This window comes from Gordonia sp. 34D, from assembly GCF_056682775.1.
In genome coordinates this window covers 3,794,315-3,820,389 of sequence record NZ_CM155293.1, presented here as the reverse complement: position 1 = coordinate 3,820,389, position 26,075 = coordinate 3,794,315, and the positions used below count along the sequence as shown (strand labels likewise).

Below are 26,075 nucleotides of genomic sequence, written 5' to 3'. Positions count from 1 at the left end.
GATGCCTTTACCCATCGTTCACCGTGCCGCCCTCAACGAGCAAATGTGCATGTCAGTGACCTGTCGCAGCCTTCCGATAGCCGCGTAAAGCGGGGTAAAGACTGCAGGCAACGAGGACAACGGTCCAAATTGCAACCTTCACCAACGCGATTGTTATGGGTCCACCCACCGCGAACGACCGCATGAGGTCGATCGCGGGAGTCATCGGCTGGTTCGCGACTATCGGTTGCATCCAACCCGGGTACGCATCAACCGGCGAGAAGCCAGAATTGAAGAACATGAGAACGCTCATTAGGAGACCCAAGTACTGGACCAGTGGAGCCCCCGGCGGGGAGTTCACTGCGAGCGCCAACCCGAACACCGCGTAGGCACCACCGAAGATCACCGGGACCGCGATCAGCCCCAAGGCACCGAGCACCCCCTGCTCGAAGCGGAATCCCATGGCATATCCGACAGCCAACAGGACGATCGTCAGCACGAAGATTCGGATCACCTCGGCAACTACCCTCGCCGTAAGGTCCGCAGCACGATTGATTGGCAACACGTAGAGGCGGGCCAGCAACCCCGTCGAACCTTCCTTGTTCAACCGCACGGCCGAAACCATCGACCCGCTCATCGCACCGACAAGAATCATCAGCGGCACAGTGCCATACAAGCTGTTTTGCCCAGTAGCGGAACCGACCGCATCCCCGAGGACAACCTTCAGCAGAACCATCGAGATCGCCGGGATGACGAAAGACTGGAGCACCGTCGGGACGTCCCGAACATAGACAAGGACCTGCCGCGCGGCCAGAATTACGGAACCACGAATCCAAGCGCGGGACGATCCTTCCGGAGGACCGTCAACCACCGGAATTTCGGTCGCTATCGCGAATGTCATCCCGCCACCTTTCGTGAGCCCTTAACGAGCAGTGCCCCGGCCGCGATCGCAAGTCCGACGCTCCACCAGACAGAGGCCTGCACCGTCGACCAAGTCAGCGGAAGTGGCGAGTCCGCCGCCCTCATCACCGAAACGAACTGAGAAATCGGTTGATTTCGGGCAAATCCGCGGATCCATTCTGGGAACTGCGCCTCGGGCACAAAACCGGTCGACACCATGCCAAGAATCATTGTCGGCAAGCCGAGCATTTGACTCGTAGCCTCAGGACTTCCCGCGACCAGGCCGACCCCATCTGATAGCAGCGATAGGAGCGCTCCAATTAGGAGTGCAACGCCAAACAATCCGATGGTCCCGAGAACACCGCCGGACGGTCGCCAACCGATCAACAAGCAAGCGATCCCGCTGCACACGAGCGACACGACGAGCAGCACCGTGTTGGTGGCTTGCCGCGAAAGGAACGGCACCGCGCCCGGCATCGGCAGAACTCGAAATCGTGCGTTGATCCCCTCCTTGACATCGAACGCCGAGCGCATGGCAGCAGAAGTCGCAGCGAAGCTAATCGACATCAAGAGGATGATCGGAGTCAGGAAGGTTGCGTAATCCATGTTCGGCGACGAATCCATCACCTTGCGAAGCGGGATGTAGAAGCAAACCGCGACGAACGCGGGGGCAATGAAAGCAAATACGAATTCGCCGTTCCGAAGCACCGTGAGAAGTCCCCGCACGGTCAATGTCCACCATTGACGCAGATACAAGGCACCCCCGGCAGCGCGCCTTTCCTGCACCAGTTGAGGCGCTCGACCCGGAGTCGTGCCAGTCACTCGGATTCGTCCAATACGTGTGAGGACGGTGCCGATCGGTCGGCGGTCAGCGCGAGAAACACCTCGTCCAACGACGGCCTACGCAACGCAATATCCGCCAGTGGGATCTCTGCCGCCTCGGTCCGTCGCATCACTTCCGCCAATGTCTTCGGGCCGTTCGGCGCGGGAATCGATACCGTGCCTGAGGATTCTTCCCGTTCTACCGCTCCCATCATGTCGCGGAGTTTCGCCCTCAGGCGAGGCAGGTATGCCGGATGCGCCGGTGTGATCTCGCAGTACGCAGCACCGGTCTCAGCCTTCAATTCATCTGACGTACCTTCGGCAATGACACGACCTCCGTCGATAACGACGATGCGGTCCGACAGCATGTCGGCCTCTTCGAGATACTGCGTCGTGAGCAGGATCGTCACCCCAGAATCACGCAGTTGTTCCACAATATTCCACACGTCTTGTCGACTGCGTGGATCAAGTCCCGTGGTCGGCTCATCGAGAAAGACCACCTCGGGTTGGGTCACAAGACCACAGGCGATATCGATTCGCCGACGCATACCGCCCGAATACTGCATCACCCGCCGACCGGCAGCATCGGTCAATCCAAACTCGGCGAGCAGTTCGTCGGCTCGCGCCGTCGCACGCTTCTTCGACATCCCAAGGAGACGCCCGAACAGCACGAGGTTTTCTCTGCCCGTCAGTGATTCATCAAGCGCCGCAAACTGCCCGGTCAGCATTATTGAGCGTCGGACAGCTGGGGCATCGCCCGCCACATCATGGCCAGCGACGTGCGCCGAACCGCCATCAGGCTTCAGCAACGTACAGAGCATATTGACCGTGGTCGTCTTCCCGGCACCATTCGGCCCCAGAAGCGCTACGATCCGCCCTTTCGGCACCGCGAAGCTGACGTCGTGGACTGCGACCACATCCCCGAATCGCTTATGGAGATTCGATGCCTCAATCGCGAACCCGTCGGCCGACTGGGCGCTCGCTGCCGCCTCGACCGGCAGGCTGGGAAAAGCAACCGTACGGGCCGCCGCGTTCGAGACTGCTTCGGCTCGATCGGATACTAGTTCGATCGGGTCGACTGTCCGAGGCGACAGGACATCCCACATCGGATGGGTTGGCGGCGAGACTCGTTGGACGTCAATACGTTCGGCAGGCGCCGGCAAGGTCGCGGATTCGGGAGGGGACGGTGTCTCTACGCCACTGAGTTCCGTTCGCCACGCGCGCAACTCCTTGAGAACTGGATCGTCCTCGGGAACCCAGGGCATCGTGTCTCGCAATGGATCAGACACGATCCGAGAATGTCTGGGACCAGTCGTTTCACTACCGGGCGTACGTTCCCACATGCGTTTCCTCCACTAACTCCATGGCCAAAACGCAGAATCGACCGACCGTACAGGCATTCGACAAGGTGCAAATACCCGACACGTTCGACCCAACCTCTGCGCCACAGATGCGACTCCCCAGCCCTCAGCTAGCCTAACAAGTGCCATCCGATCGAGAGGATTGCATTCGCGCACAGCACTTTCCATCAGCCGGTTGGCGGTGGTGCTGCCGAATCACTACCGCCCAAATCTCGGCCAGTTGTGATCAATGCACGCTCACGTTCCAGCGGCACAAACAGGCGGTGCGGTCGCCACGTTTTGCTGTCGTTATCCCAGGGTCGCAGGACGATCCAAAGGAAGAACGCCATGATGAGCCGGAATGGCAGGTCCAGTCGCATCCGACGCAAGGCCACGTCATTTCCGCGCGCTTTCGCAGTCCGGACGCCGCCCGACAAATAGTGCCAGTTCCGGACCGGTGAAAACCGCAGTTGCCGACCGGAGGTGTCCACGACCATTCCGGGATGCAATCTACTCCGGACCCCCTGCTCAGCAAGCGCAAGCGAGAGGTCGAGGTCATCCCAAATGTCTGGCCTTCGGGTCAACTTGTCGCTGACTAGTTCCCAACATTCTCGGCGCATCGCAAGGTTGGCGCCCGCAAGCGATTCAATGTCGCGCCCTTCGGCGAACTTCGCCGCCGCCTTAGTCTGCATTGCCAATAATCGCTCACGTGCTGGTCCGTCCGACAACATCACCAGACCCGTGATTGCACCGTAGTCGGTGTTCTCTGGGTCGCTGAAGAAATCCATCATCGCTTCCGCCCAATTGGCCGTCACGAGGCTGTCTGCATCGGTGCGACCGATGATCTCTCCGCTGGCCGTGGAAAATCCAGTTGCCACCGCTTCAACCACCCCTTTGGCGGGCTCCGACACTAACCTCACCCGGGCAAACCCGCTAGCGGTACACGCGCCACCGTAGTGATCCACGTACGTCTTGACGACGCTCGCGGTTGAGTCAGTGGACCCATTGTCGATGACGACAATCTCGTCGATTGGATGAGTCTGGTTCAGCAGATTGTCCAGGCATGCCGCAATCGACGCCTCTTCGTTAAACGCGGGAACCAGTACGGAGAGTGTTTGCATAGTGCCCTCCAAAGAATGGATAGATGATCACAATAGCCTCATAGCTCTCGCCCATTCAGACAATCAACGGCTGCGGCCCGTTGGCTTGAGGCCGCGACGTGATCTCCCGGTACCGATGATGCCTGGTCGTTCATCAAACCAAAAGCAACAAACCGCCCGTTCCCGGACTTCTCCGGAAACGGGCGGTTTGCTTGTTTAGTTCGTCGCTGTGAAGCGCCGATCGGGCCTACTTGGCCTTCTCGAGCACCTCGACGAGACGCCAGCGCTTGGTTGCCGACAGGGGTCGGGTTTCCATGATGCGGACGCGGTCGCCAATGCCGGCCACCTGCTCCTCATCGTGCGCCTTGACCTTGCTGGTCTTGCGGATGATCTTGCCGTAGAGCGGGTGGCTCTTGCGATCTTCCAGCTCGACCGTGATGGTCTTGGTCATCTTGTCACTGACGACGTAGCCGATCCGCTCTTTGCGGCTGGCGCGATCTTCGGTGTTCACCTTCTGGTCCTCACTCATGCGTCTTCACCCTCCGGTCCGGACGCCAGGCCCAGTTCACGCTCACGCATGACCGTGTAGATGCGCGCGATTTCGCGACGCACGGTACGCAGACGGCGATTGTTGTCGAGCTGACCGGTTGCCATCTGGAAGCGAAGGTTGAAGAGCTCTTCCTTCGATTCCTTGAGGCGCGCGACCAGGTCGGGATCGCTGAGCTCGCGGAGCTCAGTTGCTGCAACTCCGAGTGCCATCAGAACTGCTCCTCTCGGGTCACGATACGGGTCTTGATGGGGAGCTTGTGCTGTGCGCGGCGCAGGGCCTCGCGAGCGGTCTCCTCATTGGGGTAGCTCATCTCGAACAGCACGCGGCCCGGCTTAACCGGGGCCACCCACCACTCGGGCGAACCCTTACCGGAACCCATGCGGGTTTCGGCAGGCTTCTTCGTGATCGGGCGGTCCGGGAAGATATTGATCCAGACCTTGCCGCCACGCTTGATGTGGCGGTTGATCGCGATACGAGCAGACTCGATCTGACGGTTGGTGATGTATGCACCTTCCAAAGCCTGGATGCCGTAGTCACCGAAAGTGACCTTGGTTCCGCCCTTGGCCCGGCCCTTAAGGCTGGGGTGGTGCTGCTTGCGGTGCTTGACCCTGCGAGGGATCAACATGGCCTCAGCCCTCCTGGTTTTCCGCCGGCGCAGCAGCCTCAGCAGGCGCAGCTGCGCTTGCTTCAGTAGCCTGCGCCGCCTCGGGACGACCGCCCTGGCCGGCACGCGCATCGCGGCGCGGACGGCTCGGACGACGCGGACCGCGGCGGTCCTCGGCAGGTGCAGCAGCGGCCAGCTCACGACGGCCGCCGACGATGTCACCCTTGTAGATCCACACCTTCACGCCAATGCGGCCGAAGGTGGTGCGTGCCTCGTAGAGCCCGTAGTCGATGTCGGCGCGCAGCGTATGCAGCGGCACGCGACCTTCGCGGTAGAACTCCTTGCGGCTCATTTCCGCGCCGCCAAGACGACCCGAGCACTGGACTCGGATGCCCTTGACGCCCGGCTGACGCATGGCCGACTGAATGGCCTTGCGCATGGCGCGACGGAAAGCAACACGGTTGCTGAGCTGCTCGGCCACACCCTGTGCGACGAGCTGAGCGTCAGCCTCGGGGTTCTTGACCTCGAGGATGTTCAGCTGAACCTGCTTGCCCGTCAGCTTCTCCAGGTCTCCACGGATGCGATCGGCTTCGGCGCCACGGCGACCGATGACGATGCCCGGACGGGCGGTGTGGATGTCGACGCGGACGCGGTCACGGGTGCGCTCGATCTCAACCTTCGAGATACCTGCGCGCTCGAGCCCGGTGCTCAACAGCTTGCGGATGGCGACATCTTCCTTGACGTATTCCGCGTACTGCTTGTCGGCGTACCAACGCGAATTCCAGTCAGTGGTGATGCCCAGCCGGAAGCCGTGCGGGTTGATCTTCTGGCCCACGGTTAGGCTCCCTTCGTCTTCGGCTGCTGCTTACGACGGCCGTTTCCGCTGCTCTTTTCCACAGCCGACACAACCACGGTGATGTGGCTGGTGCGCTTGCGGATACGGAAGGCACGGCCCTGTGCACGCGGCTGGAACCGCTTGAGGGTCGGACCTTCATCAGCGAAAGCTTCCGAGATCACGAGGGTCCGACGATCCAGACCGACATTGTTCTCGGCGTTAGCAATCGCGCTAGCCAGCACCTTGTAAACGGGCTCGCTCGCGGCCTGCGGAGCAAACCGCAGGATATCGAGTGCCTCGTCCACGTTCTTACCGCGGACCAGGTCGATCACGCGGCGTGCCTTCATCGGGGTGACGCGAACAAACTTCGCAGTCGCCCGTGCGCTCTGCACGTTCTCAGTCTCAGTAGTCATGATTACCGGCGCTTCGCTTTCCGGTCATCCTTGATGTGACCCTTGAAGGTGCGGGTGGGTGCAAATTCGCCCAGCTTGTGTCCCACCATCGAGTCCGACACGAACACGGGCACGTGCTTGCGGCCATCATGGACTGCAAAGGTGTGACCGATGAAGTCGGGGATGATGGTCGAGCGGCGCGACCAGGTCTTGATGACCTGCTTGGTGCCCTTCTCGTTCTGAACATCCACCTTCTTCAGGAGGTGGTCGTCGACGAACGGGCCTTTCTTCAGGCTGCGTGGCATTTTTTACCTCCTCCTATTATCGCTTGTTCTTGCCGGTACGACGGCGACGGACGATCATCTTGTCGCTGGCCTTGGTCTTGCGGGTGCGGCCCTCAGGCTTACCCCACGGGCTGACCGGGTGGCGACCACCCGAAGTCTTGCCCTCGCCACCACCGTGCGGGTGGTCGACCGGGTTCATCACAACACCGCGGACGGTAGGACGCTTGCCCTTCCAGCGCATGCGGCCGGCCTTACCCCAGTTGATGTTCGACTGCTCGGCGTTGCCGACCTCGCCGACCGATGCGCGGCAGCGCACGTCGACGCGACGGATTTCACCGGAAGGCATACGCAAGGTCGCGTACGGACCTTCCTTGCCCAACAGCTGGATCGAAGCACCGGCGGAGCGAGCCATCTTGGCACCGCCGCCCGGACGCAGCTCCACGCAGTGGATCTGGGTACCGGTCGGGATGTTGCGCAACGGCAGGTTGTTACCCGGCTTGATGTCGGCGTTCGCGCCCGACTCGACGACGTCGCCCTGCTTCAGGTTCTTCGGCGCCAGGATGTAGCGCTTTTCCCCATCCACGTAGTGCAGCAGCGCGATGCGCGCCGTGCGGTTGGGGTCGTATTCGATGTGCGCGACCTTGGCGTTGATGCCGTCCTTGTCGTTACGACGGAAGTCGATCAGACGGTAGGCGCGCTTGTGACCGCCACCGCGGTGACGGGTGGTGATACGACCGTGTGCGTTGCGACCACCAGTGCTGTGCAGCGGGCGCACCAGCGACTTTTCCGGGTGCGAGCGGGTGACCTCAGAGAAGTCGGCACCACTCGAACCGCGGCGACCGGGGGTCGTCGGCTTGTATTTACGAATTGCCATGAGAATTAGTACCTACTCTTCTTCGCGGGCGGTCAGGAGACCGCGCCCCCGAAGATCTCGATGGGCTTGCTGTCAGCGGACAGCGTCACGATGGCGCGCTTGGTGTTCTTGCGCTTGCCGAAGCCCGAGCGGGTGCGCTTGCGCTTGCCCTGACGATTGGCGGTGTTGACGCTGGTGACCGTCACATCGAAGATCGCCTCAATGGCAATCTTGATCTGAGTCTTGTTCGACTCCGGGTGCACCAAGAAGGTGTACACGTTGTCTTCGATCAGCCCGTAAGCCTTCTCCGAGATCACCGGCGCCAGGATGATGTCACGCGGGTCTGCCTGCGTAGCCATTCCTAGGCCTCCTTCTTCTGGTTCTGCTCGATGAAGGCGTTCAGAGTCTCAACGCTGAACACGACCTCATCCGAGTCGAGGACGTCGTAGGTGTTGAGCTGATCCGGCGCGATCGGCAGGACGTTGTCCAAGTTCGCGACGCTCTTCCAGCCGGTGATGTCCTCACGGGACAGCACGACGAGGAACTTACGGCGCGTGCTCAGCAGCTCCAAGAACTTGCGGGCAGCCTTGGTCGACGGCACCTGGCCGGCAACGAGTTCGGTGACCACGTGGATGCGCTCGTTACGAGCACGGTCGGACACGGCGCCGCGCAGTGCAGCAGCCTTGACCTTCTTGTTCACCTTCTGTGTGTAGTCACGCGGCTGCGGACCGTGGACAGTGCCACCGCCAGCGAACTGCGGAGCGCGGATCGAACCCTGACGGGCGCGACCGGTGCCCTTCTGGCGGTAAGGCTTTGCGCCACCGCCAGCGACCTCGCCACGAGTCTTCGTGGAGTGCGTGCCCTGACGGCCTGCGGCCTGCTGGGCGACGACAACCTGATGCATGAGCGCAATGCTTGCGGTCGCATCGAAGATCTCGGCGGGCAGATCAACGGTTCCGTTGACGCTGCCATCGGCATTGCGGACGTCGAGCGTCAGCTTGGTTGCGGTTTCGGTGCTCACTTGGCGCCACCCTTCACTGCGTCGCGGACCACCACGATGCCGCCCTTGCGGCCGGGGATCGCGCCCTTGATCAACAGCAGGCCGGCTTCAGCATCCACCTTGTGGATGGTGAGGTTCTGCGTGGTCACCTTGTCGGAGCCCATGCGACCTGCCATGCGGGTGCCCTTGAAGACACGACCGGGAGTTGCACAGCCGCCGATGGAACCCGGCGAACGGTGAACGCGGTGCGTACCGTGGCTGGCACCCAGACCGGCGAAGCCGTGACGCTTCATGACGCCGGCGAAGCCCTTGCCCTTGGAAATGCCGGTGACGTCGACCTTCACACCGTCGGTGAAGATGTCAGCGCCCAGCTCCTGACCAACCTCGAAGGCCGAGGTGTCATTGACACGAATCTCGGTGAGGTGGCGGCGCGGGGTAACTCCGGCCTTGGCGAACTGACCGGAAACCGGCTTGTTTACCTTGCGGGGGTCGATGGCACCGTAGGCGAGCTGAACTGCCGTGTAGCCGTCACGGTCTGCAGTACGCAGCTGAGTGACGACATTGGAGCCGGTCGCGATAACGGTGACCGGGACGACCCGGTTGTTTTCGTCGAAAACCTGAGTCATACCGAGCTTGGTGCCCAGGATGCCCTTGGTTGCTTTCTGATTGCTCATTTAGTCCAATCCCCCGTCACTGAATATTGACGTCGACACTGGCCGGGAGGTCGATACGCATGAGCGCGTCAACCGTCTTCGGCGTCGGGTCGAGGATGTCGATGAGTCGCTTGTGAGTGCGCATCTCGAAGTGTTCGCGGCTGTCCTTGTACTTATGCGGCGAACGGATAACGCAGTACACATTCTTTTCGGTCGGCAATGGCACCGGCCCGACCACACGTGCACCCGTGCGGGTCACGGTCTCCACGATCTTGCGCGCAGAAGCGTCGATCGCCTCGTGGTCGTAGGCCTTGAGCCTGATGCGGATCTTCTGTCCCGCCACGCTGTGTCCTCTTCCGTCTGATCATCTCTCGAGAGCAGAACACCGCGTGACTTCACACCCGTACACAAAATGCACGAGCGGCAACTGATGCCACATGACCACGCCATATGACATTTGGCGGATCGACGCTGTTCTACTGTCGTTGTACGTGCCGGTCTTTCGTCCGGCTGTCGGCAATTGCCGACTGAGCCTCCGGCACCCGCGGTCGGGCGTGTCGGACCGGTCCTTCGGACCAAATGATCCGAATTCTCCACCGAGGTGGTTCCGCGTTACACGCCCAGCGCCGCGTTTAGCGGTCCTGGAAGTTTGTACGCCTCTACGCGAGGCAACCTGAATAGTATGCACCAGCGTCCCGGCGACATCAAATCCCCTTTCCTCGCCGAAGCGAGGCGTTCGTCACAGGAAGTCCGTCGCCTCGCCCATCTTCAAGCCCCGCCAGTGACGGCTACCGCGAGTAACAGATACCTATTAGCCTTGCGGGCATGACTGACCACACCAACGGCCACACCAACGACTCGCAGACCAAGTTGAGTCCGACGTACGCGCTGCGCAAGAAACTCCCCGCGGGACGCATTGGTAATGCCTTGTTTAGCCTCGGCATGGTGGCCCGCGTTCCCTACTTCGGGACCATCTTTCCGCTCGTGGAAGAGATGACGCCCGGATACTGCCGGGTGTCCGCACCCAACTGGTTCGGCGTCCACAACCACATCGGCACCTTCCACGCGATCGCGGCATGCAATCTGGCCGAGACCGCCATGGGGATGCTGATGGAGTCGACCGTCCCGACCACCCATCGCTGGATCCCCAAGGCAATGAACACCCAGTACCTGGCAAAAGCAGGCACGCGTCTGACTGCTCATGCTGAACTCGCCGAACCAGTGCTCTTCGACGAGATCACCGAAGGCACCGATGTCGTGATCGCAATCCGCATTCTCGACACCGCGGGCACCGAGGTCGTCCACTGCGACATCACCACCTGGGTAACTCCGGCATGAAGCGCTTCCGCACTGCCCTGGTAGGGGCTGCAGCCACCGTCGCACTGCTTTCCGGCTGCAGCGTGGACGGCTCGGCCATCAAGGCCGCAGGCAGCGAATCGACCGAGACCTCCACCGACCTCTTCCCATCGCAACCGACACCAACGTCGTCACCGTCGGGTGCGCCCATCACGGCAGACGGCGCATTCCGTATCAGCGAGTCCGACAACGCCCGCGTCGTCGTCACCATCATCGAAGACCTCGCCTGCCCGGCATGCAAAGCCTTCGAGGGCGCCTACCGCGAAACGCTCGGTACCATCGCCAACTTGCCCGGTGCCGCCGTCGACTACCGGATCATTTCGTTCCTCGACCGCATGAGTTCCGACGACTACTCATCTCGGGCGGCGAATGCTTCGCATTGCGTGTGGAATCGTCCCGGTGACAACACCGCGCGCCAAGATACGTGGCTGAAGTTCCACGAGTCGCTGTTCACGAAGCAGCCCAGCGAAGGCGGCCGCGGCCTTCCCGACTCCGAGCTGATCGCTTTAGCAAAAGCCGCAGGTGCCAACGACGTCGCCAACTGTATTACGTCGAAGAAGTACGCCGCAGATGTCGCCAAGACCACCTCGAACACCATGGATCAGCCCGGATTTAGCGGCACCCCGACCGTGATGCTGAATGGTCAAGACGTGGACATACGGTCCGTGAGCACCCTTCTCGAACAGGTCGAAAAGCTCCTACCCCGGTAGCTTTGGACCCTAATCATCACCTCTGTAATGCGTTTCTTAGGAGACGGCAAGTAGGGTTGCACCAGAAATGTCTGGGCACCTCCATGCCCGGAACTCCTTGAGACCTACCGGAGGAAGTCAATCGTGGCGCAGAACAAGCGGACCGTCATCGACCCCAGGCAGGCCGATCGCCGCCGTTCCCTGATGTGGAAGATCCTGTCGGTCGTCGTGCTGATTATCCTCGCGGCCATCGTCGCGTTCTGGGCGATCAGCTCCAACTCGGAGGACTCTGCGACCGGCGGCACCGACGTGCCAACCGTCTTGACCGACAACGGTTCCATCCGGATCACCGGCGCACCCGCAAATACCGAACCCAAGGCCGTCGTCACGGTCGTCGAAGACTTCCAGTGCCCGGCCTGCGGAGCCTTCGAGCAGTCGTCGGGCCAGACCCTGACCGAACTCGGCAAGCGTGCGGACGTCGCCGTCGACTACCGGCCCATCGCCTTCCTTGACCGCGGTCAGACCTCGTACTCGACAAACGCGATGAACGCCTCCCTCTGCGTTGCCGAATCCATTGGTAAGGACGGCGACAAGAGCAAGTGGCTCGCCTTCCACAACAGCCTCTTCGTGAACCAGCGCCCCGAGGGCAGCGCGGGCTTCGACGACGGCGAACTCAACAAAATGGCCAACGACGCTGGCGTCGAAGGCGTAAAGACGTGCATCTCCGACAAGCAGTTCGGCAAGTGGGTCGCCACCCAGACGCAAACCGTTATGGAGACCCCCGGCTTCACCGGCACGCCGTTCGTCACTCTTAATGGCAAACCCCTCGAAGCCAAGGATCCGGCATCGCTGACTGCGGCGGTTGATGCCGCTGTGGCCGCGAAGTAACGCCATGAGCGACGACGCCAAAGATCTGGCCACCGACCCGGGGCCCGTGGTCGTCACCGAGACAGCGCCCGACGACGCGGTCGCAGCCGGAAACTTCTGGACACAACTGCGCCCCGTCTCCACCGTCGCGGCGTGGGTCCTCCTGGTGTGCGGCATCCTCGGCCTCGCCGCCGGGATTGCGCTCACCTTGGACCGCATCCAGATCCTGATTGACCCGACGTTTGTCCCGGCGTGCAGCATTAATCCGGTCATCTCGTGTGGATCAGTAATGGTCACTGAACAGGGCAAGTTCTTCGGATTTCCGAATCCGCTCCTGGGCCTGCCAGCATTCACCGTCATCATTGTGACTGCCGTGCTGTCGATTGGCCGCATCAAACTGCCACGCTGGTGGTGGGCAGGTCAGGCCGTCGGCAGCGCTTTTGGCGTTGTCTTCGTCGGATACCTGATTTTCCAGAGCATCTACCGCATCCACGCCTTGTGCCCGTACTGCATGGTGGTCTGGACGATCACGCCGATCGTGCTGATCTTGAGTCTGTCGCGGGTACTGCCCGATACCGAACGCGGACGGTCGGTCCGCGAGACGATGTGGCTGACCTTGCCGTTGTTCTACGTGGTCGTGATTGCGATGGCGACCGTCAAGTTCTGGGACTACTGGCGCACGCTCTTCTGATCATTCCACCGAAACCAACTAGCGCGGCACCCGACATTTCCGTCGGGTGCCGCGTCTATTTGGTTTCACAGTTGCTCGACGATGAGCGCCGCTCCGGCCATCACGCTCAGGTGCGGTCCCGACCGCAAGGGCGAGGCCAGAACGGACCCGTCAACAACGGTCAGTCCGTCGATACGCGGGGCGGTCGCGAGGGCACCCCACGCGTGCGAGGACAAGCCAAACGTGGGGTCGACGGTCACCGATCCCGGTGCCACCAGGTCGGCAAAGTCGGGGGCCGCGAGCATCGCCTCAACGATCTCGACACCGGCGTCGATTCGGGCGTACGACGCCGCATCGGGTTCACCGAGGTCGACCCGCAGCGTGCCGTCCCACCGCAGGGTCCCGACAACCCCCGTCCCCATATCGGCGACGCCGATAGGAATGCCGGCAGCGGGGACGCCGTCGATGAACGCGGCGAAATCGTTGCCATAGCAGCGGATCTCGAGTCGATTCTCGGTGTGAAGAACGGTTTGCAGCAGGGCCGGTGCGGTGATCTCGCGGCGCGGGCGAAAGCGGACCAGCCGTTCCGCGTGTTCAAACACCGTGAGTTCGCCCCCGATGAGGGGCAGCACCAGCGCAGCTGAACCCAGCGTGCCTGCCGCCAGTACGACAGTCCCAGCGTCGACCCGACCGCGAGCGGTCTGCACCCCGCTGGCACGACCACCACGTACGACGATCTCCGTCACCGCCGCGCCACCGACCACCCTCAGGTTGGGCCGCGGCTCGGCAAGGAACGCGTTAGCGGCAGTGAAGCGACCGCCGTCGGCCCGATTGCTCCGCACCCGATTGAGTCCGACAATCGGCCACGCCCCACCATCACTGGCGGGCCCGCGCCGTCGCCAGTAGGCGTCGAAAGCCGATGCGACCGAACCCAACTCGGCATCGTCGAAGGCACTGACCGACATCGCGCCCCCGCCGGCGTCGCCGCCATCGAGTTCGTCGAGCACGGCGTCGATGCGCGCCTGCGGGTACGGCCAACTGTCGTAATCGTCCCGGTGCCCACGCAGAAAGTAGCCGCCGTTGATGGTCGACGATCCGCCGAGCCCCCGACCGCGAACCACATCCCTGCCGCGCAATTCCGGTAACCGAACCGTCCTCGGTGCACCCGGAGAAATCGGCAGCCGATCAAGTCGGGTTTGTTCCCATCCGGGGAGCACTGCGGCGCCCGCGTCGAGCAGCAGCACCTGGCGGTCGGAATCCCGCGAAAGTCGTTCCGCGGCAAGACAACCCGCGCTGCCCGCACCCACAACCACCACATCGGCCGTCGCGAACGCTGAACCGTGCATGGGAGTCAGGACTTGATGACCGGGCGTAAGGCCGAGAAATCCCGACGCGATACTGCCCCCTGCCACAGACCGAGTCCGTACGCGAAGTCATCGAGTCGGTGAATCACCGAGAAACCGATCGGATCGACCATCGGAGACGCCGGCTCATCCATCCGCGAACGCAGCCACATCACGGCGGCCTCGGCGACCGCCGCCTGAATAAACCACCGCCGGAAGCGGCCCGACACCAGCAGGCACACTAGCGAGACCGGCCAGTAGTGCCGCAGCGCTGCCGACCAAATCTGCAAAACACCGAAGCCCAAGGCGCGACCCACGTTGCGGGCGGCAATCACATCCCGCTGCGGAACTCCGTTGAGCGGCTTACGAATTCGAGTGAAGATCCATCCGGACAGGAGGGTCGTGATCAGCAAACCAATCTTGGTGCGCGACAGCAGCGCGAGCACGGCCGCCGCAATCGGCACGCTCATCATCACCGGGGCAGCAAGGGCACCGTGCCTGCTGGCGAGCTCGGCGGCACCCGTCCCATAGAAGCGGCGGCGGTCGAGCAGCGCCCCCAACGACTCCCGATGGTCGTGCCCGACGTGCGCGATCGGGTCGTAGCGGACGGTCCAACCGTCGGCGTTGGTGCGCCAACACAGGTCGACGTCTTCGGCCACCCGGAGCGACTCGTCAAACCGACTAAAGGCTTCGCGTCGAACCACCATCGCCGCACTCGGCACGTACGCGAGCGACGTACCCGGGCGGACCAAACCTTCACGCGGCCCCATATCGAGCGACGAGTAGCGATTCGCGTAGGCGGCGACGGTGTCTTTGCTGTCGTCGCCGAAGCCGACAATGCGCGGCGCCACAATCCCGACCGCCGGATCCGAAAAGTGACTCAGGAGCATCATCAGCCAGTCGCCCCGCGGCACCGTATCCGAGTCGAGGAACGCAACAAAGCCGGTGGTGGCCGCATCAAAGCCAGCGTTGCGGGCTGCGGCGGGCCCCGCGTTGACATCGAATCGGATGAGCTGAACCAGATCGCTTCCGGGGACAGTCACTGGAACCGGCGACCCGTCGTCGACGACAATCACCTTCAGTCCCGGCAACGCGGCAATCAGTCGGTCGACGCCAGATTGATTGTCGCGCACCGGAATAACGACCGTCACGTCGTCTTCGCAGGGGCCGCGCATGGGGCGCGGCTGCGCGATCCCGGCCTCCAGCAGCGTCCGCGCCAGGCTGCGCGTACCGGCGTCGCACACCTCGATCCGGCCGTCGTCGGAGGTCATGCCGAGCGCGGCGTCGGACAGTTTCAGGACCCGCAGCGGCGACCCGCCAATGAGGTTGCGAAGGTCGCCGCGCTGCACACACCGCTGATCAATCTGCACTTGAAAGCCGACAGGTAGGTCCTTGATCGGTGGAGGGGTCACCGAAGTCTCCCCGCCTCGTCGACGGTCCAGCTTTGCAACGACTGCGCCAGCGACGCGGCGAGCCCGTCAAGCAAGTCGGTGCCGCGGTCTGCGACCGCGGTGGTCGGATCGCCAAGCACCCCGTTCGACGACACCGCCGCAACCCCGCCCGCGCGCATCGATTCCAGAAGTTCGCCGACCGGTGCGGTATTGCCCACCTCGGCGCGGTCGAGGTGCACGCCCGACGGTGCCAGGGCCAACATCACGCTGGTTTCGGTATGCCCGGCATGAGGGTCGGCCCCGGGGAAGCCGCACGGGAACCAGGCCGCGTCGCGACCCTCGTAACGGAGTCGGGTAACGGCCGCGGCGACGGCGTGCGCATTGCCACCGTGGGCATTGACGAAGACCACCTTGGGTGCCCACCGCATCGCGCTGCGACCGAACTCAAGCAGCATTAATTCGAGTACCTCGCGACCAATCGAGATGGTGCCGGGAAATCCTTCGTGTTCACCCGACGCACCATAGGTGATTTCGGGGGCCATCAGCACTTCGCCCGAATCAGTAAGCGCACCAACAGCTTTGCGCGCGACGGCGACCGCGATCTGCGCGTCGGTGTTTAACGGCAGATGCGGCCCGTGCTGCTCAAGGGACCCAACGGGCACCACTAGCAACGGTTTCGCTTCAACTAGTTCGCGCCACGTCCGGGACGCCAATTCGGTCGCCGGTCTCATTGCGACCACGATACCGATCCGGACACGCAATCGGGAGTAGACAGCCCCCAAAGAATTGAACCCGGGGACCAACGAACTGAACCGGGCACCAATTTCCAGGACCCGCCATCACCTTCCGAACCACCGACCCCACGAGTCCTATTTCGACACCTATGTAAGGTGACGAACGTTCAGTGATACGTGCCACTCACCGGTCCCCAATGAGACCGAAGATCGGAGTTTCGACCCTCATGACTACTCCCTCGCGCCAGCCCTCCGGCCGCTCCGGCCCGCTCGCGGGCGTCCGCGTCATCGAGTTCGCGGGCATCGGCCCGGGCCCGCACGCGGCGATGCTGCTTGCCGACCTCGGCGCCGACGTGCTCCGCGTCCAGCGCCCCGGAACACTGCCCGACCCGAACCGCCACGCCGACGCCCTACTGCGCGGTCGGCGCGTGGTCGAAGCCAATCTCAAGAATCCGGCAGACCGGGAAACCATCCTTAACCTGGTCCGCAAGGCCGACGTCATCGTCGAAGGGTTCCGTCCCGGCGTCATGGAACGCCTCGGCTTTGGCCCCAGCGATCTAGAAGCCGTCAACCCGGCGCTGATCTACGGCCGGATGACCGGTTGGGGCCAGGACGGCCCGCGCGCCGACCTCGCTGGCCACGACATGAACTACATCTCGCTGACCGGCATGTTGCACGCCATCGGTCGCCCCGACGAGAAGCCGACCCCGCCGCTCAACCTGGTTGGCGATTTCGGCGGCGGTTCCATGTTCCTCGTCGTCGGCATCCTCGCCGCCCTCGTCGAGCGTGCCTCCTCCGGCAAGGGCGAGGTGATCGATGCTGCGATGTGCGACGGTGCCTCGGTGTTGGGCCAGATGATGTGGGCGTTCCGCGGCACCGGGCTGTGGCAGGACCGTCGCGGCGTCAACCTCCTCGACACGGGAGCACCGTTCTACGAGGTGTACGAGACCTCCGATGGCAAATGGATGGCGGTCGGAGCCATCGAACCGCAGTTCTATGCCGAACTGATTAAGGGTCTGGAGCTGGATCCGGCGTCCCTGCCCGGCCAGATGGACGTCTCGAAGTGGGGCGAATTGCGTCAGATCTTCATCGACACCTTCAAAACCAAGACGCGCGACGAGTGGGCGGCGATCTTCGACGGCACCGATGCGTGCACCTCGCCGATCCTCGACTTCACCGAAGCACCGGCCGACCCGCACCTGGCAGCACGCGGCACCCTCGTTGAGATTGACGGCGTGATGCAGGCGCAGGTCGCTCCCCGATTCTCGCGGTCTGCCACCGAAACCCCCACCGGGCCGGCCCGCACGGCCACCGACCCGGCTGCCGTCTGGCAGGACTAACCCGACCACAAATTGGGGAGGTGTTGGCTTCGGGTGCGGAGCCAACACCTCACCAATTTCGTTCGTCTAGAGACGTAATTATGCGTCGGCCCGCGCGCGAGGCGCTGACCTCGAATTAGAACGTGTTACTGTGACGGAAAATCAGGTTACGAGAGGTACTACCATGGGTCAGTTCGACGGTCAGGTCGTCTACATCACGGGCATCGCCCGTGGACAGGGACGCAATCACGCCATCCGTTTTGCACGTGAGGGCGCTTCCATTATCGGCATGGACATCGCGGGACCGGTCGCCGATCACATGACTTACCCATCGTCGACAACCGACGATCTCGCCGAGACCGTGCGCCTGGTCGAGGCGGAGGGCGGCAAGATCCTGGCTCGGCAGGGCGATACCCGCGACCTCGCTTTCCAGCAGCAGTTAGTCGCCGATGGCGTTAAGGAGTTCGGTCGCCTCGACCACATCGTCGCCAATGCGGGCATCTTGACGTGGGGCCTCACGTGGGAGCTCACCGAGGAGCAGTTCACCGACGTCATCGATACCAACCTCGTCGGCACCTGGAAGACGCTGAAGGCTGGCATCCCGGCGATGCTTGAGGCCGGTAACGGCGGCAGCATCACCATCATTTCATCGGTCGCTGGCCTCAAGGCGATGCCGGTCCAGGCGTCGTACTCGGCGTCGAAGTTCGGCCTGCGCGGCCTAGCCCAGACCGCCGCTAAGGAACTGGGCCCCAAGCACATTCGCGTCAACACGGTGCACCCGTACGCGGTCTTCACGCCGATGGGCCTGGAAGATACCTCGGCCATGAAGGCCTTCGAGGAATACGGCATGCACTTCCCGTCGATGCTGAACCATTACCCGGTCGCCTCCGTCGACGACCTCTCCGACGCCGTCCTCTACCTCTCCACCGCCAAGTCCGTCACCGGCGCCGAATTCCAAATCGACATGGGCCACTCCAAGGTCTAGTTCGGAGCCCGGGCCTCCGGCCTCCGGCCCTGCATTTCCCTTTTCTGTCACGATTCGACCAGACCGTCACCGATCGCCACGATCGGTGACGGTCTGGTCGTTCCGGATTCCGGATTCGCGACAGAAAAGGGACAACGAACCTGTGGACAACCTCGAAAGACCCGCGAATCCGTCCACAACCAGCCCTTTTCAAGTTCGACGACGACCCGCAGCAGCGACCCTATCGTCATGGATTACCACGGGGGAGTTCTTAGAAGACGCGCGCTCTTCGCTCAGGGTGCGACGAAACACCAGATCGACAGGGCTGTCCAAGAAGGCCTCGTCAAACGCCTTCGCTGGGGCTGGTACGCAATGACCGACGCCGACGAGACGGTGGTCGAAGCAGTTCAACGCGGCGGCGTCCTCAGTTGCATCTCGGCCCTAAAGTGGCACGGCGTATGGGTCCGCGATCTCACTAACAAGCTCCATATCCGAGGCAATTCGCAGGCGCATCGAAAGCACAATGGCTTCTGCACACAATTTGGGCGTCCGGAACCCGAGGACACCGCCGTCGACAGCGTCTACGTCGCCCTGCGCCACGCGGCCCGGTGCATGGATGATGAGTCCTTTGTGGCCGCCTGCGACTCGGCGCTTAACCAAGGCATGATCTCACCAGAATCGCTCTCGTCAGCCTTCGACAAAGCGCCACCGCGAATTCACCGGCTCATCGAGAAGTGCGACCGTCTCGCCGCCTCGGGACTGGAAACCATTGGCAGACTGCGTATTTCGAAGATGGGCGTGCCGTACCGGTCGCAGGTATATCTGCCTGGCGTGGGTTACGTCGATGGCCTCGTGGGCGACCGCCTGATTATTGAGTACGACGGCCGACAGCATCGCGAAGACCCCAACCAGTACCACACCGACCTCGATCGAGACTTCGTCTCCGTCAGCGACGACTACATCACCGTCCGACTGACGTCGAAACATCTTTTCGATCACTGGCCCGTCGTCGACCGTCGGCTACGTAAGATTTTCCAGGCCGGCCTCCACCTGAATAGGCGTGACTGAGCCGACGAAGGTGCGGCGTCGTCGTGTGTCATTAGGCGACTAGAGCCTCATCCGCACCATGGGCCCCGTCGCCCCGTGTCGCTTGTCCCTTTTCTGTCCCGAAACCTGGCCGCGAGACGACCAGACCGTCACCAATCGCAGTGATCGGTGACGGTCTGGTCGAATCGTGACAGAAAAGGGAAATTGGCCCCGACCTACGCGCCGAAGGTGCGTTCGAACCCTTCGGGGATGATGAGGTCGTCGCGGCTGAGGTCGGCGACGTCGGACTTGCCGAGGCCCATGAGTGATGAATCGACACCCATGCGCATCAGGTCGAGGACGTTTTCGACGCCGGTCTGGCCGTTCGCGGCGAGGCCCCACAGGTAGGCGCGGCCGATCATGACGGCCTTCGCACCCAGCGCGAGGGCCTTCGTGACGTCACTGCCGCGGCGGATACCGCCGTCAAGGAGCACGTCGACGTCCTTGCCAACCGTGTCCGCGATGGGGCCGAGGACGCGGATGGTCGCCGGGGTGCCGTCGAGGTTGTTACCACCGTGGTTCGACACCGAGATGGCCGTGGCACCGATGTCGACGGCACGCTTGGCATCGTCAATGCGGGTGATGCCCTTAACCATGAACTCGCCACCCCACTGCTCGCGCAGCCACTGCAGGTCTTCCCAGGTGGGAGGCGGGGTGTTCATCCACTGGCCATAGACGTCGAAGAACGTGGGGCCGGGCTCGCCGCGGTGGGCGATGTTCGGCGCACCCAAGTCCGGGATCAGCAGCTTGCCGTCACGGAACCAACTCATCGCGTAACTGGGCTTGGTGATCATTTCCGGCGCCAGCTTGGCGACCGCCCGCAAATCCACCTGCTCCGGGATTTCTGGACTACCCCAGTCACGACCGACGTTGAACACCCAGTCTGTGGTGACGATCAAGCCCTTGCAACCGGCTTCGCGAGCACGGTTAGCGCGCGCCAGAATGTCTTCGCGGCTGCCCAGCCAGTAAATCTGGAAGAACACCTTGTCGTTGACGGCGGTAACTTCCTCCACCGGCTTCGACGCGAAGCTCGACAGTCCCATCGCGGTTCCACGATTGGCTGCGGCTTGGGCCACCGCGACCTCACCGTCCGGGTTAACAGCCTGGACGCCGGTCGGGCTAATCATCACCGGGAATGGGAGTTCCTGCCCCATCACCGTGGTGGTGAGATTGCGCTCGGGGGTGGCGCCGATAACGTGCGGTGCAAAGCCGAGCTCGTTGAAGGCCTCAACGTTGTCGTTGACGGTGATGCCTGCCTGGGTACCCGCCACCAACGACGAGTAGACGGTCTTCGGCAGTCGCTTCTTGGCACGACGCTGGGCTTCCCCGACGGTCTCGAACCAGGGGTTCCGACGCCAGGGGTTCTTCTCCATCAGTTCGGAGAATTTGGACATGATGAGATCTCCCTCAGGGGGTGTGGTGATGAAAACAGGTGCGGTAGAACGCAAGCCCTACGGTGTTTACCTTGTGCGTTTACCTACGACTGGGGCGCAAACCCGGCGAGCGGGTTCTCGTCGCAGTCGCGTGACGGCGGACGCGTCATTAAGGTCAGCGGAACTCCGCGCGAGTGGTCCTTGTTGGCGGTCGGTTTCGACCGGTCGCCAGCCAGGAGTTCCTCGCCATAACCCTGCACGCATTCCGGGTCGGGACCGTCGAGTGGCAGCCCGGTGAAGAATTTCGCCGCCATGCAGCCACCGCGACAGGAGTCGTAGTGATTACAGCTGGCGCACGCCCCGGCACTCTGCGGTTCACGGAGTTCAGTGAACAGTTCGGACCGCTGCCAGATTTCCTGGAAGCCCCCGTCGGTCGTGATGTTGCCAGCGAGAAAGTTCTCGTGGATGGCGAACGGGCAGGCGTAGACGTCGCCGATGGGGTCGATCAGGCACACGACTCGACCAGCGCCGCACAGGTTGAGGCCCGGCAGGGCTCCGCCGGCTCCACCGAATGCCGACAGGTGGAAGAACGAGTCGCCGGTCAACACGCGATCACCGTGCGCGACGAGCCAGTCGTACAGTTCACGCTGCTGCTCCGGCTGCGGGTGCAGGTCGTCCCAGACGTCGGCGCCACGGCCGGACGGACGCAGACGAGTGATGCGCAGCGTCGCACCGTAGCGGTCGGCGAGAGCCTTAAACTCGTCGAGCTGCGAGACGTTGTGGCGGGTCATCACCACGCTGATCTTGGCGTCGCCGAAGCCAGCATTGGACAGGTTCTCGAGTGCCTTGACGGCCATGTCGAACGAACCGGCACCGCGCACGGCGTCGTTGACCTCGGCGGTCGCGCCGTCGAGCGAGATCTGCACGTCGACGTAGTCGGACGCGGCCAACCGCTCGGCAACTTCTGGAGTAATACGCAGCCCGTTGGTCGAGAACTTCACACCAACCTGGTGGTCGGTCGCGTAGTCGACGAGTTCCCAGAAGTCCGGGCGCACGGTCGGCTCGCCGCCACCGATGTTGACGTAGAAGACCTGCATGCGCTGCAGTTCGTCGATGATCGCCTTGCACTGCTCGGTCGACAGCTCACGCGGGTCACGCTTGCCCGAACTCGACAGGCAGTGCACGCACGACAGGTTGCAGGCGTAGGTCAGTTCCCACGTCAGGCAGATCGGCGCGTCGAGACCCTTTTCAAATTGGTCGACGAGACGCCCAACCTGGGGGGTGACCCCAACTTGGGAGGTGACGGGGCGGGTTTCCACAGTGGTCACGGGTCACTCCTCGGTGAGGGATGGTTCTGCGGCGAGCGAGGGCTCAGCCGGGATGATCATTCCGGAGTCGGCGAGCGCCGAGAGCGCTTGCACGTACAGCGGACGGTCGGCGTCGACAATGCCTGCGGCAACGAACGCCGCCTCAGCGCTGTCGGCGCCGTCGAGCGACTTTACGAGCGAGACGACGACAAGGTTTTTGAGGAACGACAGCTTGCGTGTTCCGAAGTGGTACAGCAGCGCGCCGAAGGGTTCGGGGCGCAGCGCCACCTTCGGGTTGAGCCGCCAGGCGCGGTCGAGATTGAAGGGAGCACCGCTTCCGGTAGCCGCAGGGCTACCGGAAGCAGGCTTTGATGGTGCCGTCATCAGTAGACGCCACACATCCCGTCGATGGACACTTCTTCCACCAGTGATTCAGCAACGAGATCGTGCTGAGTCGTGTTTGCCTGATCGGCCATTTGAACCAACCTCCTTAATGGGTCCTGATGTGGTTCGCTTCACACCATAATGGCACTGGGTGCATAATCTCTAGTAGTTGGGCAAGAAAATTGTGACCAGACCCCCGCAAAGGGCGAATAACCTGGAAGGATGCCAGCAATGACCAGATCTGGGCGGAGCGGAATCCTCGGCGGTCGGCCTGCAGCCACCACGCGAGGACGGTTGTCCAGCATCGCGATTGACCTGTTTACCGAAAATGGGTTTGACGAGACCAGCGTCGACGACATCGCCTCCGCAGCCGGCATCGCCCGTCGCACACTGTTCCGTTACTACCCGTCGAAAAACTCACTTGCCTGGGGCGAGTTCGAGGAACACCTCGACGGACTACGCGACCTCCTCCACACCAGTCCCGACGATGCACCCCTTGGCATCGCCTTGCGCGACGCGCTCATCGCATTCAATGTGGTGCCCGACTCCGAGCGCGAAGAGCATCGTCGTCGTATGTCGCTACTACTGGAAGTCCCTGCACTGCAGGCACATTCGATGCTGATGTACGCGGATTGGCGACACGTGATTGCCGAGTATTGCGCCGACCGCCTGGGAACGGCCCCCGAGGCCCACCTCCCCCAAACCATCGCGTGGCTAACTCTCGGCACCGCATTGTCTGCTTACGATCAATGGCTACTCGACCCGGACTCCGACCTCACCGAGCTCCTGTGGGCGGGCAGCGAGATCCTCATCAACGGTGTGTCGTCCCTGGTGACGACAGCAACCAAGCACGCAGCATCCCACTAGCCGGAATGAACTCGATTGCATCTTTGTTCCACTGATATCCTGTTATAGAACACGTTCTATTTTTGTTCCCGGGCTTCGTGTCGGGATCGATTCCACAGAGAGTCCAGCAATGACCGAACTGACCCCGCACAGCACCCGGAGTGCCATCCTCACCGTTTCCGAGGTGATCGATGAGACGGCCGATGCGCGCAGCATCGTCTTCGACATCCCCGACGTGCATACGGAAAAATTCGCTGACTACCTGCCCGGACAGTTCCTGACTCTCCGCATCCCGAGTGATCAGACGGGTTCGGTGGCGCGCTGCTACTCGCTGTCGTCGGCCCCCGGCCACGACAAGCTCCCGAAGGTCACCGTCAAGCGGACGGCCGACGGCTACGGATCGAACTGGATCTGCGACAACCTCGCCGCTGGCGTGCAGGTCGAGGCCCTACCGCCGTCCGGCGTGTTCACGCCCGCCAACTTCCACACTCCCCTGCTGCTCATCGCGGCGGGTTCGGGTGTGACCCCGGTGATGTCGATCCTGAAGCACGCGTTGCAGACCGGGACCGGCAAGATCACCTTCTTCTACGCCAACCGCAGCGAGAACGACGTCATCTTTGCCGAAGAATTGCGCGAGCTGCAGGCCAAGTATCCGGCACGACTGACCGTGCTGCATTGGCTTGAGTCGGTTCAGGGCCTGCCCAGCGACCGCACCTTGGCAACCCTCTTTGCTCCGATGGCTGGCACGCATACCGCATACATGTGCGGTCCGGGCCCGTTCATGGACGCGGCTCACAGCGGCCTGCTGAAGAGCCGCTTCGACACCAAGAACATCCATGTCGAAATCTACAACTCACTCTCTGGCGATCCGTTTGAAGACGTTGAACTGGGAGAGGTTTCGGCTGAAGAAGCCGCGGCCGCCGCTGAGGTCGAGGTGGAACTCGATGGCGAAACCCACACCCTGGCGTGGCCGCGGTCGCGCACCCTCGTCGACGTCATGCTGTCGGCGGGCCTCGACGCACCTTACTCGTGCAAGGAAGGCGAGTGCGGTTCGTGCGCTTGCACCCTCGTCGAAGGCACGGTCGACATGGAGGTCACCGGTGCCCTCGATCCCGACGACATCGCCGACGGCTACATCCTCGGCTGCCAGGCCCGCCCGACGGCAGACAAGCTCAAGATCGAGTTCTAGCCCCCGGTCGATCATCTTCGACGACGTAGACTCCGGCCATGAGCAATGATCGCCTGGCCCGAGTCTTGTCGTTGATCCTGTTGGTGCCCGGAGTCCTGCACTTCGTCGCGCCCAAGCCCTTCGACTCACTGATCCCGAAAGAGATCCCGGGCGATCCACGCGCCTGGACGTACGCCTCAGGTGCCGCCGAAATCGTTTTGGGCACAACGATTCTGAACCCGCGATCGCGGCGAACCGCTGCGGGCCTCGCGGCCATGCTGTTCATCGCCGTCTTCCCCGCCAACATCAACATGGTTCGTACATGGGTCGACAAGAGCCCGACACTCAAGACTCTCGCGTGGGCCCGACTTCCCCTGCAGATCCCGCTGATCGTCATCGCGCTAATCGTGCGGCGCGGAGCACGGAAACCCGCTGCTGACGCCGCGTCTGCGTGATTCAGCGGAGAGCACGAAAGTACGACCGCTGTTCCTTCGACAACCGCTCGATCGAGTAGGACAGCGCGGTCCGACCCATCCGTGCGGCGTTGGCTTCCAGGAATTCCAACAGGACCTGTTCGTCCACGCGCTTGCCGACTTCGCGCAGCATCCAGCCGAAAGCCTTCTGGATGAGGTCGCGGCGGTCGTCGATCACGAGGGTCGCGACGGCCAGGAGCGCGTCGGACCGTCCAGCCAGGATGAACGCCTGCGTGCCGATGATGCCGACCCGACGTTCCCATAGAGCTTCAGATGATGCCCAGACCAACAATTCATCGAAGCTGTCCGAGCGCACCAGCCAATCACCGAGCAGCACCGCGGCCGAGCAGTCGACGAGGTCCCAGTTGTTGACACGTCCCGCGCGCACGGCGTCCCGGTAGAGAGCAACCCAGGCCTCGCGGTCGTCGAGCCGACGATAGTTCTCCGTGGCCACGAATAGCGCGAGCATCCGAACCTCGTGAAAATCGTTGAACAGCAGTTCCCTAACCACCGGAGCTGGAAGCCCACGTAAATGCTTCGCGTACGACCGCAGCGCTGGCACAGCGAGCCCGAGAAACCGATCGCCTTCGCCGTACTCCCCCGGGCCCGTCTTGAAAAATCTCTGCGACGACGCCGCGCGCTCAACGGTGCCCGCCGCTATCAAGGTCGTCACGATGTCCGCAGCACTGGAACTAGACCCCAGCACCTTCTGAGATGTACCCACAACGCACCCCGATCTCAAAAAGTCCGATTTCCACCGACCTTATCGGCACATTTCTGTCACTTGAGGCCG

Annotated in this window: 33 protein-coding genes; 10 read left to right on the top strand and 23 right to left on the bottom strand. The window is 62.6% G+C overall.

The annotated features are described in order from the left end of the window. Nucleotides 1-52 precede the first annotated feature (52 nt). The 15 genes from AC1L34_RS17885 to rpsJ all read right to left on the bottom strand — a co-directional run bounded on the left by AC1L34_RS17885 (nt 53) and on the right by rpsJ (nt 9,655). On the bottom strand, nt 53-880 hold the full coding sequence (locus AC1L34_RS17885; RefSeq protein ID WP_424323156.1) for an ABC transporter permease: 828 nt from the start codon (nt 878-880) through the stop codon (nt 53-55). Continuing rightward, nucleotides 877-1,605, bottom strand: coding sequence for an ABC transporter permease (locus AC1L34_RS17880; RefSeq protein WP_480034976.1), 729 nt, complete (start codon nt 1,603-1,605; stop codon nt 877-879). Before AC1L34_RS17880 ends, AC1L34_RS17885 begins: the two co-directional genes overlap by 4 nt. 92 nt (nt 1,606-1,697) lie before the next feature. After that, a complete protein-coding gene (locus AC1L34_RS17875) occupies nt 1,698-3,044 on the bottom strand; it encodes an ATP-binding cassette domain-containing protein (RefSeq protein WP_480034975.1) in 1,347 nt (448 codons plus the stop codon). Nucleotides 3,045-3,229: 185 nt separating this feature from the next. Next, nucleotides 3,230-4,162 carry a glycosyltransferase family 2 protein gene (locus tag AC1L34_RS17870; protein WP_424323159.1) on the bottom strand — a complete coding sequence of 311 codons (933 nt, stop codon included), beginning with the start codon at nt 4,160-4,162 and terminating at the stop codon, nt 3,230-3,232. 226 nt (nt 4,163-4,388) lie between these two features. Continuing rightward, on the bottom strand, nt 4,389-4,670 hold the full coding sequence (rpsQ, locus tag AC1L34_RS17865) for a 30S ribosomal protein S17 (RefSeq protein WP_424323160.1): 282 nt from the start codon (nt 4,668-4,670) through the stop codon (nt 4,389-4,391). Beyond that, nucleotides 4,667-4,900 (bottom strand): 50S ribosomal protein L29, encoded by a 234-nt coding sequence (gene rpmC, locus AC1L34_RS17860; protein ID WP_424323161.1) that lies wholly within the window; start codon nt 4,898-4,900, stop codon nt 4,667-4,669. The genes rpsQ and rpmC overlap by 4 nt, the downstream gene beginning before the upstream one ends. Then, nucleotides 4,900-5,316: a 50S ribosomal protein L16 gene (gene rplP, locus AC1L34_RS17855; protein WP_009681027.1), complete on the bottom strand. Its 417-nt coding sequence runs from the start codon at nt 5,314-5,316 to the stop codon at nt 4,900-4,902. Before rplP ends, rpmC begins: the two co-directional genes overlap by 1 nt. Nucleotides 5,317-5,320: 4 nt before the next feature. Further along, nucleotides 5,321-6,130 carry a 30S ribosomal protein S3 gene (rpsC, locus tag AC1L34_RS17850; protein WP_424323162.1) on the bottom strand — a complete coding sequence of 270 codons (810 nt, stop codon included), beginning with the start codon at nt 6,128-6,130 and terminating at the stop codon, nt 5,321-5,323. A 2-nt stretch (nt 6,131-6,132) separates the two neighbouring features. Further along, the gene (gene rplV, locus AC1L34_RS17845) at nt 6,133-6,543 is read right to left on the bottom strand and encodes a 50S ribosomal protein L22 (protein ID WP_424323163.1); all 411 of its coding nucleotides are present in this window, start codon (nt 6,541-6,543) and stop codon (nt 6,133-6,135) included. Nucleotides 6,544-6,545: 2 nt separating this feature from the next. After that, on the bottom strand, nt 6,546-6,827 hold the full coding sequence (gene rpsS / locus AC1L34_RS17840; protein WP_045823701.1) for a 30S ribosomal protein S19: 282 nt from the start codon (nt 6,825-6,827) through the stop codon (nt 6,546-6,548). Nucleotides 6,828-6,843: 16 nt separating this feature from the next. Beyond that, nucleotides 6,844-7,680 carry a 50S ribosomal protein L2 gene (rplB, locus tag AC1L34_RS17835; RefSeq protein ID WP_424294982.1) on the bottom strand — a complete coding sequence of 279 codons (837 nt, stop codon included), beginning with the start codon at nt 7,678-7,680 and terminating at the stop codon, nt 6,844-6,846. 32 nt (nt 7,681-7,712) lie between these two features. Beyond that, the gene (gene rplW / locus AC1L34_RS17830) at nt 7,713-8,018 is read right to left on the bottom strand and encodes a 50S ribosomal protein L23 (protein ID WP_424294980.1); all 306 of its coding nucleotides are present in this window, start codon (nt 8,016-8,018) and stop codon (nt 7,713-7,715) included. A gap of 2 nt (nt 8,019-8,020) precedes the next feature. After that, the gene (gene rplD / locus AC1L34_RS17825) at nt 8,021-8,680 is read right to left on the bottom strand and encodes a 50S ribosomal protein L4 (RefSeq protein ID WP_424294978.1); all 660 of its coding nucleotides are present in this window, start codon (nt 8,678-8,680) and stop codon (nt 8,021-8,023) included. Next, on the bottom strand, nt 8,677-9,333 hold the full coding sequence (rplC, locus tag AC1L34_RS17820; RefSeq protein ID WP_424294977.1) for a 50S ribosomal protein L3: 657 nt from the start codon (nt 9,331-9,333) through the stop codon (nt 8,677-8,679). The genes rplD and rplC overlap by 4 nt, the downstream gene beginning before the upstream one ends. 16 nt (nt 9,334-9,349) lie before the next feature. Then, nucleotides 9,350-9,655 carry a 30S ribosomal protein S10 gene (rpsJ, locus tag AC1L34_RS17815; RefSeq protein ID WP_003938093.1) on the bottom strand — a complete coding sequence of 102 codons (306 nt, stop codon included), beginning with the start codon at nt 9,653-9,655 and terminating at the stop codon, nt 9,350-9,352. Nucleotides 9,656-10,137: 482 nt separating this feature from the next. Here rpsJ and AC1L34_RS17810 point away from each other — a divergent pair, with 482 nt between their 5' ends. The 4 genes from AC1L34_RS17810 (at nt 10,138) to AC1L34_RS17795 (ending at nt 12,915) form a co-directional block, all read left to right on the top strand. Further along, nucleotides 10,138-10,650 carry a hotdog fold domain-containing protein gene (locus tag AC1L34_RS17810; RefSeq protein ID WP_424294962.1) on the top strand — a complete coding sequence of 171 codons (513 nt, stop codon included), beginning with the start codon at nt 10,138-10,140 and terminating at the stop codon, nt 10,648-10,650. Next, nucleotides 10,647-11,378 carry a DsbA family protein gene (locus tag AC1L34_RS17805; protein WP_424324938.1) on the top strand — a complete coding sequence of 244 codons (732 nt, stop codon included), beginning with the start codon at nt 10,647-10,649 and terminating at the stop codon, nt 11,376-11,378. The genes AC1L34_RS17810 and AC1L34_RS17805 overlap by 4 nt, the downstream gene beginning before the upstream one ends. A 123-nt stretch (nt 11,379-11,501) precedes the next feature. Further along, nucleotides 11,502-12,245, top strand: a complete 744-nt coding sequence (locus tag AC1L34_RS17800) for a DsbA family protein (protein ID WP_424294958.1) — start codon at nt 11,502-11,504, stop codon at nt 12,243-12,245. 4 nt (nt 12,246-12,249) lie between these two features. Further along, on the top strand, nt 12,250-12,915 hold the full coding sequence (locus AC1L34_RS17795; RefSeq protein WP_424294956.1) for a vitamin K epoxide reductase family protein: 666 nt from the start codon (nt 12,250-12,252) through the stop codon (nt 12,913-12,915). A gap of 65 nt (nt 12,916-12,980) precedes the next feature. Here the strand turns inward: AC1L34_RS17795 and mftG are convergent, their stop codons facing one another. From mftG to mftE, 3 genes are read right to left on the bottom strand one after another with little or no spacing between them, the layout of a single operon-like run. After that, on the bottom strand, nt 12,981-14,240 hold the full coding sequence (gene mftG, locus AC1L34_RS17790) for a mycofactocin system GMC family oxidoreductase MftG (protein ID WP_480034974.1): 1,260 nt from the start codon (nt 14,238-14,240) through the stop codon (nt 12,981-12,983). 5 nt (nt 14,241-14,245) lie between these two features. After that, nucleotides 14,246-15,649 carry a mycofactocin biosynthesis glycosyltransferase MftF gene (gene mftF, locus AC1L34_RS17785; protein WP_480034973.1) on the bottom strand — a complete coding sequence of 468 codons (1,404 nt, stop codon included), beginning with the start codon at nt 15,647-15,649 and terminating at the stop codon, nt 14,246-14,248. Further along, nucleotides 15,646-16,359: a mycofactocin biosynthesis peptidyl-dipeptidase MftE gene (gene mftE, locus AC1L34_RS17780; protein ID WP_424293941.1), complete on the bottom strand. Its 714-nt coding sequence runs from the start codon at nt 16,357-16,359 to the stop codon at nt 15,646-15,648. The genes mftF and mftE overlap by 4 nt, the downstream gene beginning before the upstream one ends. Before the next feature lie 230 nt (nt 16,360-16,589). Here mftE and AC1L34_RS17775 point away from each other — a divergent pair, with 230 nt between their 5' ends. The 3 genes from AC1L34_RS17775 to AC1L34_RS17765 all read left to right on the top strand — a co-directional run bounded on the left by AC1L34_RS17775 (nt 16,590) and on the right by AC1L34_RS17765 (nt 19,713). Further along, a complete protein-coding gene (locus tag AC1L34_RS17775) occupies nt 16,590-17,702 on the top strand; it encodes a CaiB/BaiF CoA transferase family protein (protein WP_424323971.1) in 1,113 nt (370 codons plus the stop codon). A gap of 163 nt (nt 17,703-17,865) precedes the next feature. Further along, nucleotides 17,866-18,666, top strand: coding sequence for a mycofactocin-coupled SDR family oxidoreductase (locus AC1L34_RS17770; protein WP_424293082.1), 801 nt, complete (start codon nt 17,866-17,868; stop codon nt 18,664-18,666). Nucleotides 18,667-18,894: 228 nt separating this feature from the next. After that, the gene (locus AC1L34_RS17765; RefSeq protein ID WP_424294470.1) at nt 18,895-19,713 is read left to right on the top strand and encodes a hypothetical protein; all 819 of its coding nucleotides are present in this window, start codon (nt 18,895-18,897) and stop codon (nt 19,711-19,713) included. Nucleotides 19,714-19,907: 194 nt separating this feature from the next. Here AC1L34_RS17765 and mftD read toward each other — a convergent pair whose 3' ends face one another. The 4 genes from mftD to mftA form a co-directional block, all read right to left on the bottom strand. After that, nucleotides 19,908-21,125 carry a pre-mycofactocin synthase MftD gene (mftD, locus tag AC1L34_RS17760; protein WP_424294469.1) on the bottom strand — a complete coding sequence of 406 codons (1,218 nt, stop codon included), beginning with the start codon at nt 21,123-21,125 and terminating at the stop codon, nt 19,908-19,910. An 83-nt stretch (nt 21,126-21,208) separates the two neighbouring features. Continuing rightward, nucleotides 21,209-22,432, bottom strand: coding sequence for a mycofactocin radical SAM maturase (gene mftC, locus AC1L34_RS17755; RefSeq protein WP_424294468.1), 1,224 nt, complete (start codon nt 22,430-22,432; stop codon nt 21,209-21,211). A gap of 3 nt (nt 22,433-22,435) precedes the next feature. After that, nucleotides 22,436-22,795 (bottom strand): mycofactocin biosynthesis chaperone MftB, encoded by a 360-nt coding sequence (gene mftB / locus AC1L34_RS17750; RefSeq protein WP_424294467.1) that lies wholly within the window; start codon nt 22,793-22,795, stop codon nt 22,436-22,438. Beyond that, nucleotides 22,795-22,887 carry a mycofactocin precursor MftA gene (gene mftA, locus AC1L34_RS17745; protein ID WP_424294466.1) on the bottom strand — a complete coding sequence of 31 codons (93 nt, stop codon included), beginning with the start codon at nt 22,885-22,887 and terminating at the stop codon, nt 22,795-22,797. Before mftA ends, mftB begins: the two co-directional genes overlap by 1 nt. A gap of 139 nt (nt 22,888-23,026) precedes the next feature. On the opposite strand from mftA, the gene mftR reads away from it, so the two are divergent. The 3 genes from mftR (at nt 23,027) to AC1L34_RS17730 (ending at nt 25,264) form a co-directional block, all read left to right on the top strand. Next, the gene (gene mftR / locus AC1L34_RS17740; RefSeq protein WP_424294465.1) at nt 23,027-23,662 is read left to right on the top strand and encodes a mycofactocin system transcriptional regulator; all 636 of its coding nucleotides are present in this window, start codon (nt 23,027-23,029) and stop codon (nt 23,660-23,662) included. Between the two features lie 109 nt (nt 23,663-23,771). After that, the gene (locus AC1L34_RS17735; protein WP_424294464.1) at nt 23,772-24,830 is read left to right on the top strand and encodes a 2Fe-2S iron-sulfur cluster-binding protein; all 1,059 of its coding nucleotides are present in this window, start codon (nt 23,772-23,774) and stop codon (nt 24,828-24,830) included. A gap of 38 nt (nt 24,831-24,868) precedes the next feature. Further along, on the top strand, nt 24,869-25,264 hold the full coding sequence (locus AC1L34_RS17730) for a DoxX family protein (protein WP_424294463.1): 396 nt from the start codon (nt 24,869-24,871) through the stop codon (nt 25,262-25,264). 1 nt (nt 25,265) lies between these two features. Here the strand turns inward: AC1L34_RS17730 and AC1L34_RS17725 are convergent, their stop codons facing one another. Next, a complete protein-coding gene (locus AC1L34_RS17725; protein WP_424322651.1) occupies nt 25,266-25,958 on the bottom strand; it encodes a DNA alkylation repair protein in 693 nt (230 codons plus the stop codon). Nucleotides 25,959-26,075: the final 117 nt, after the last annotated feature.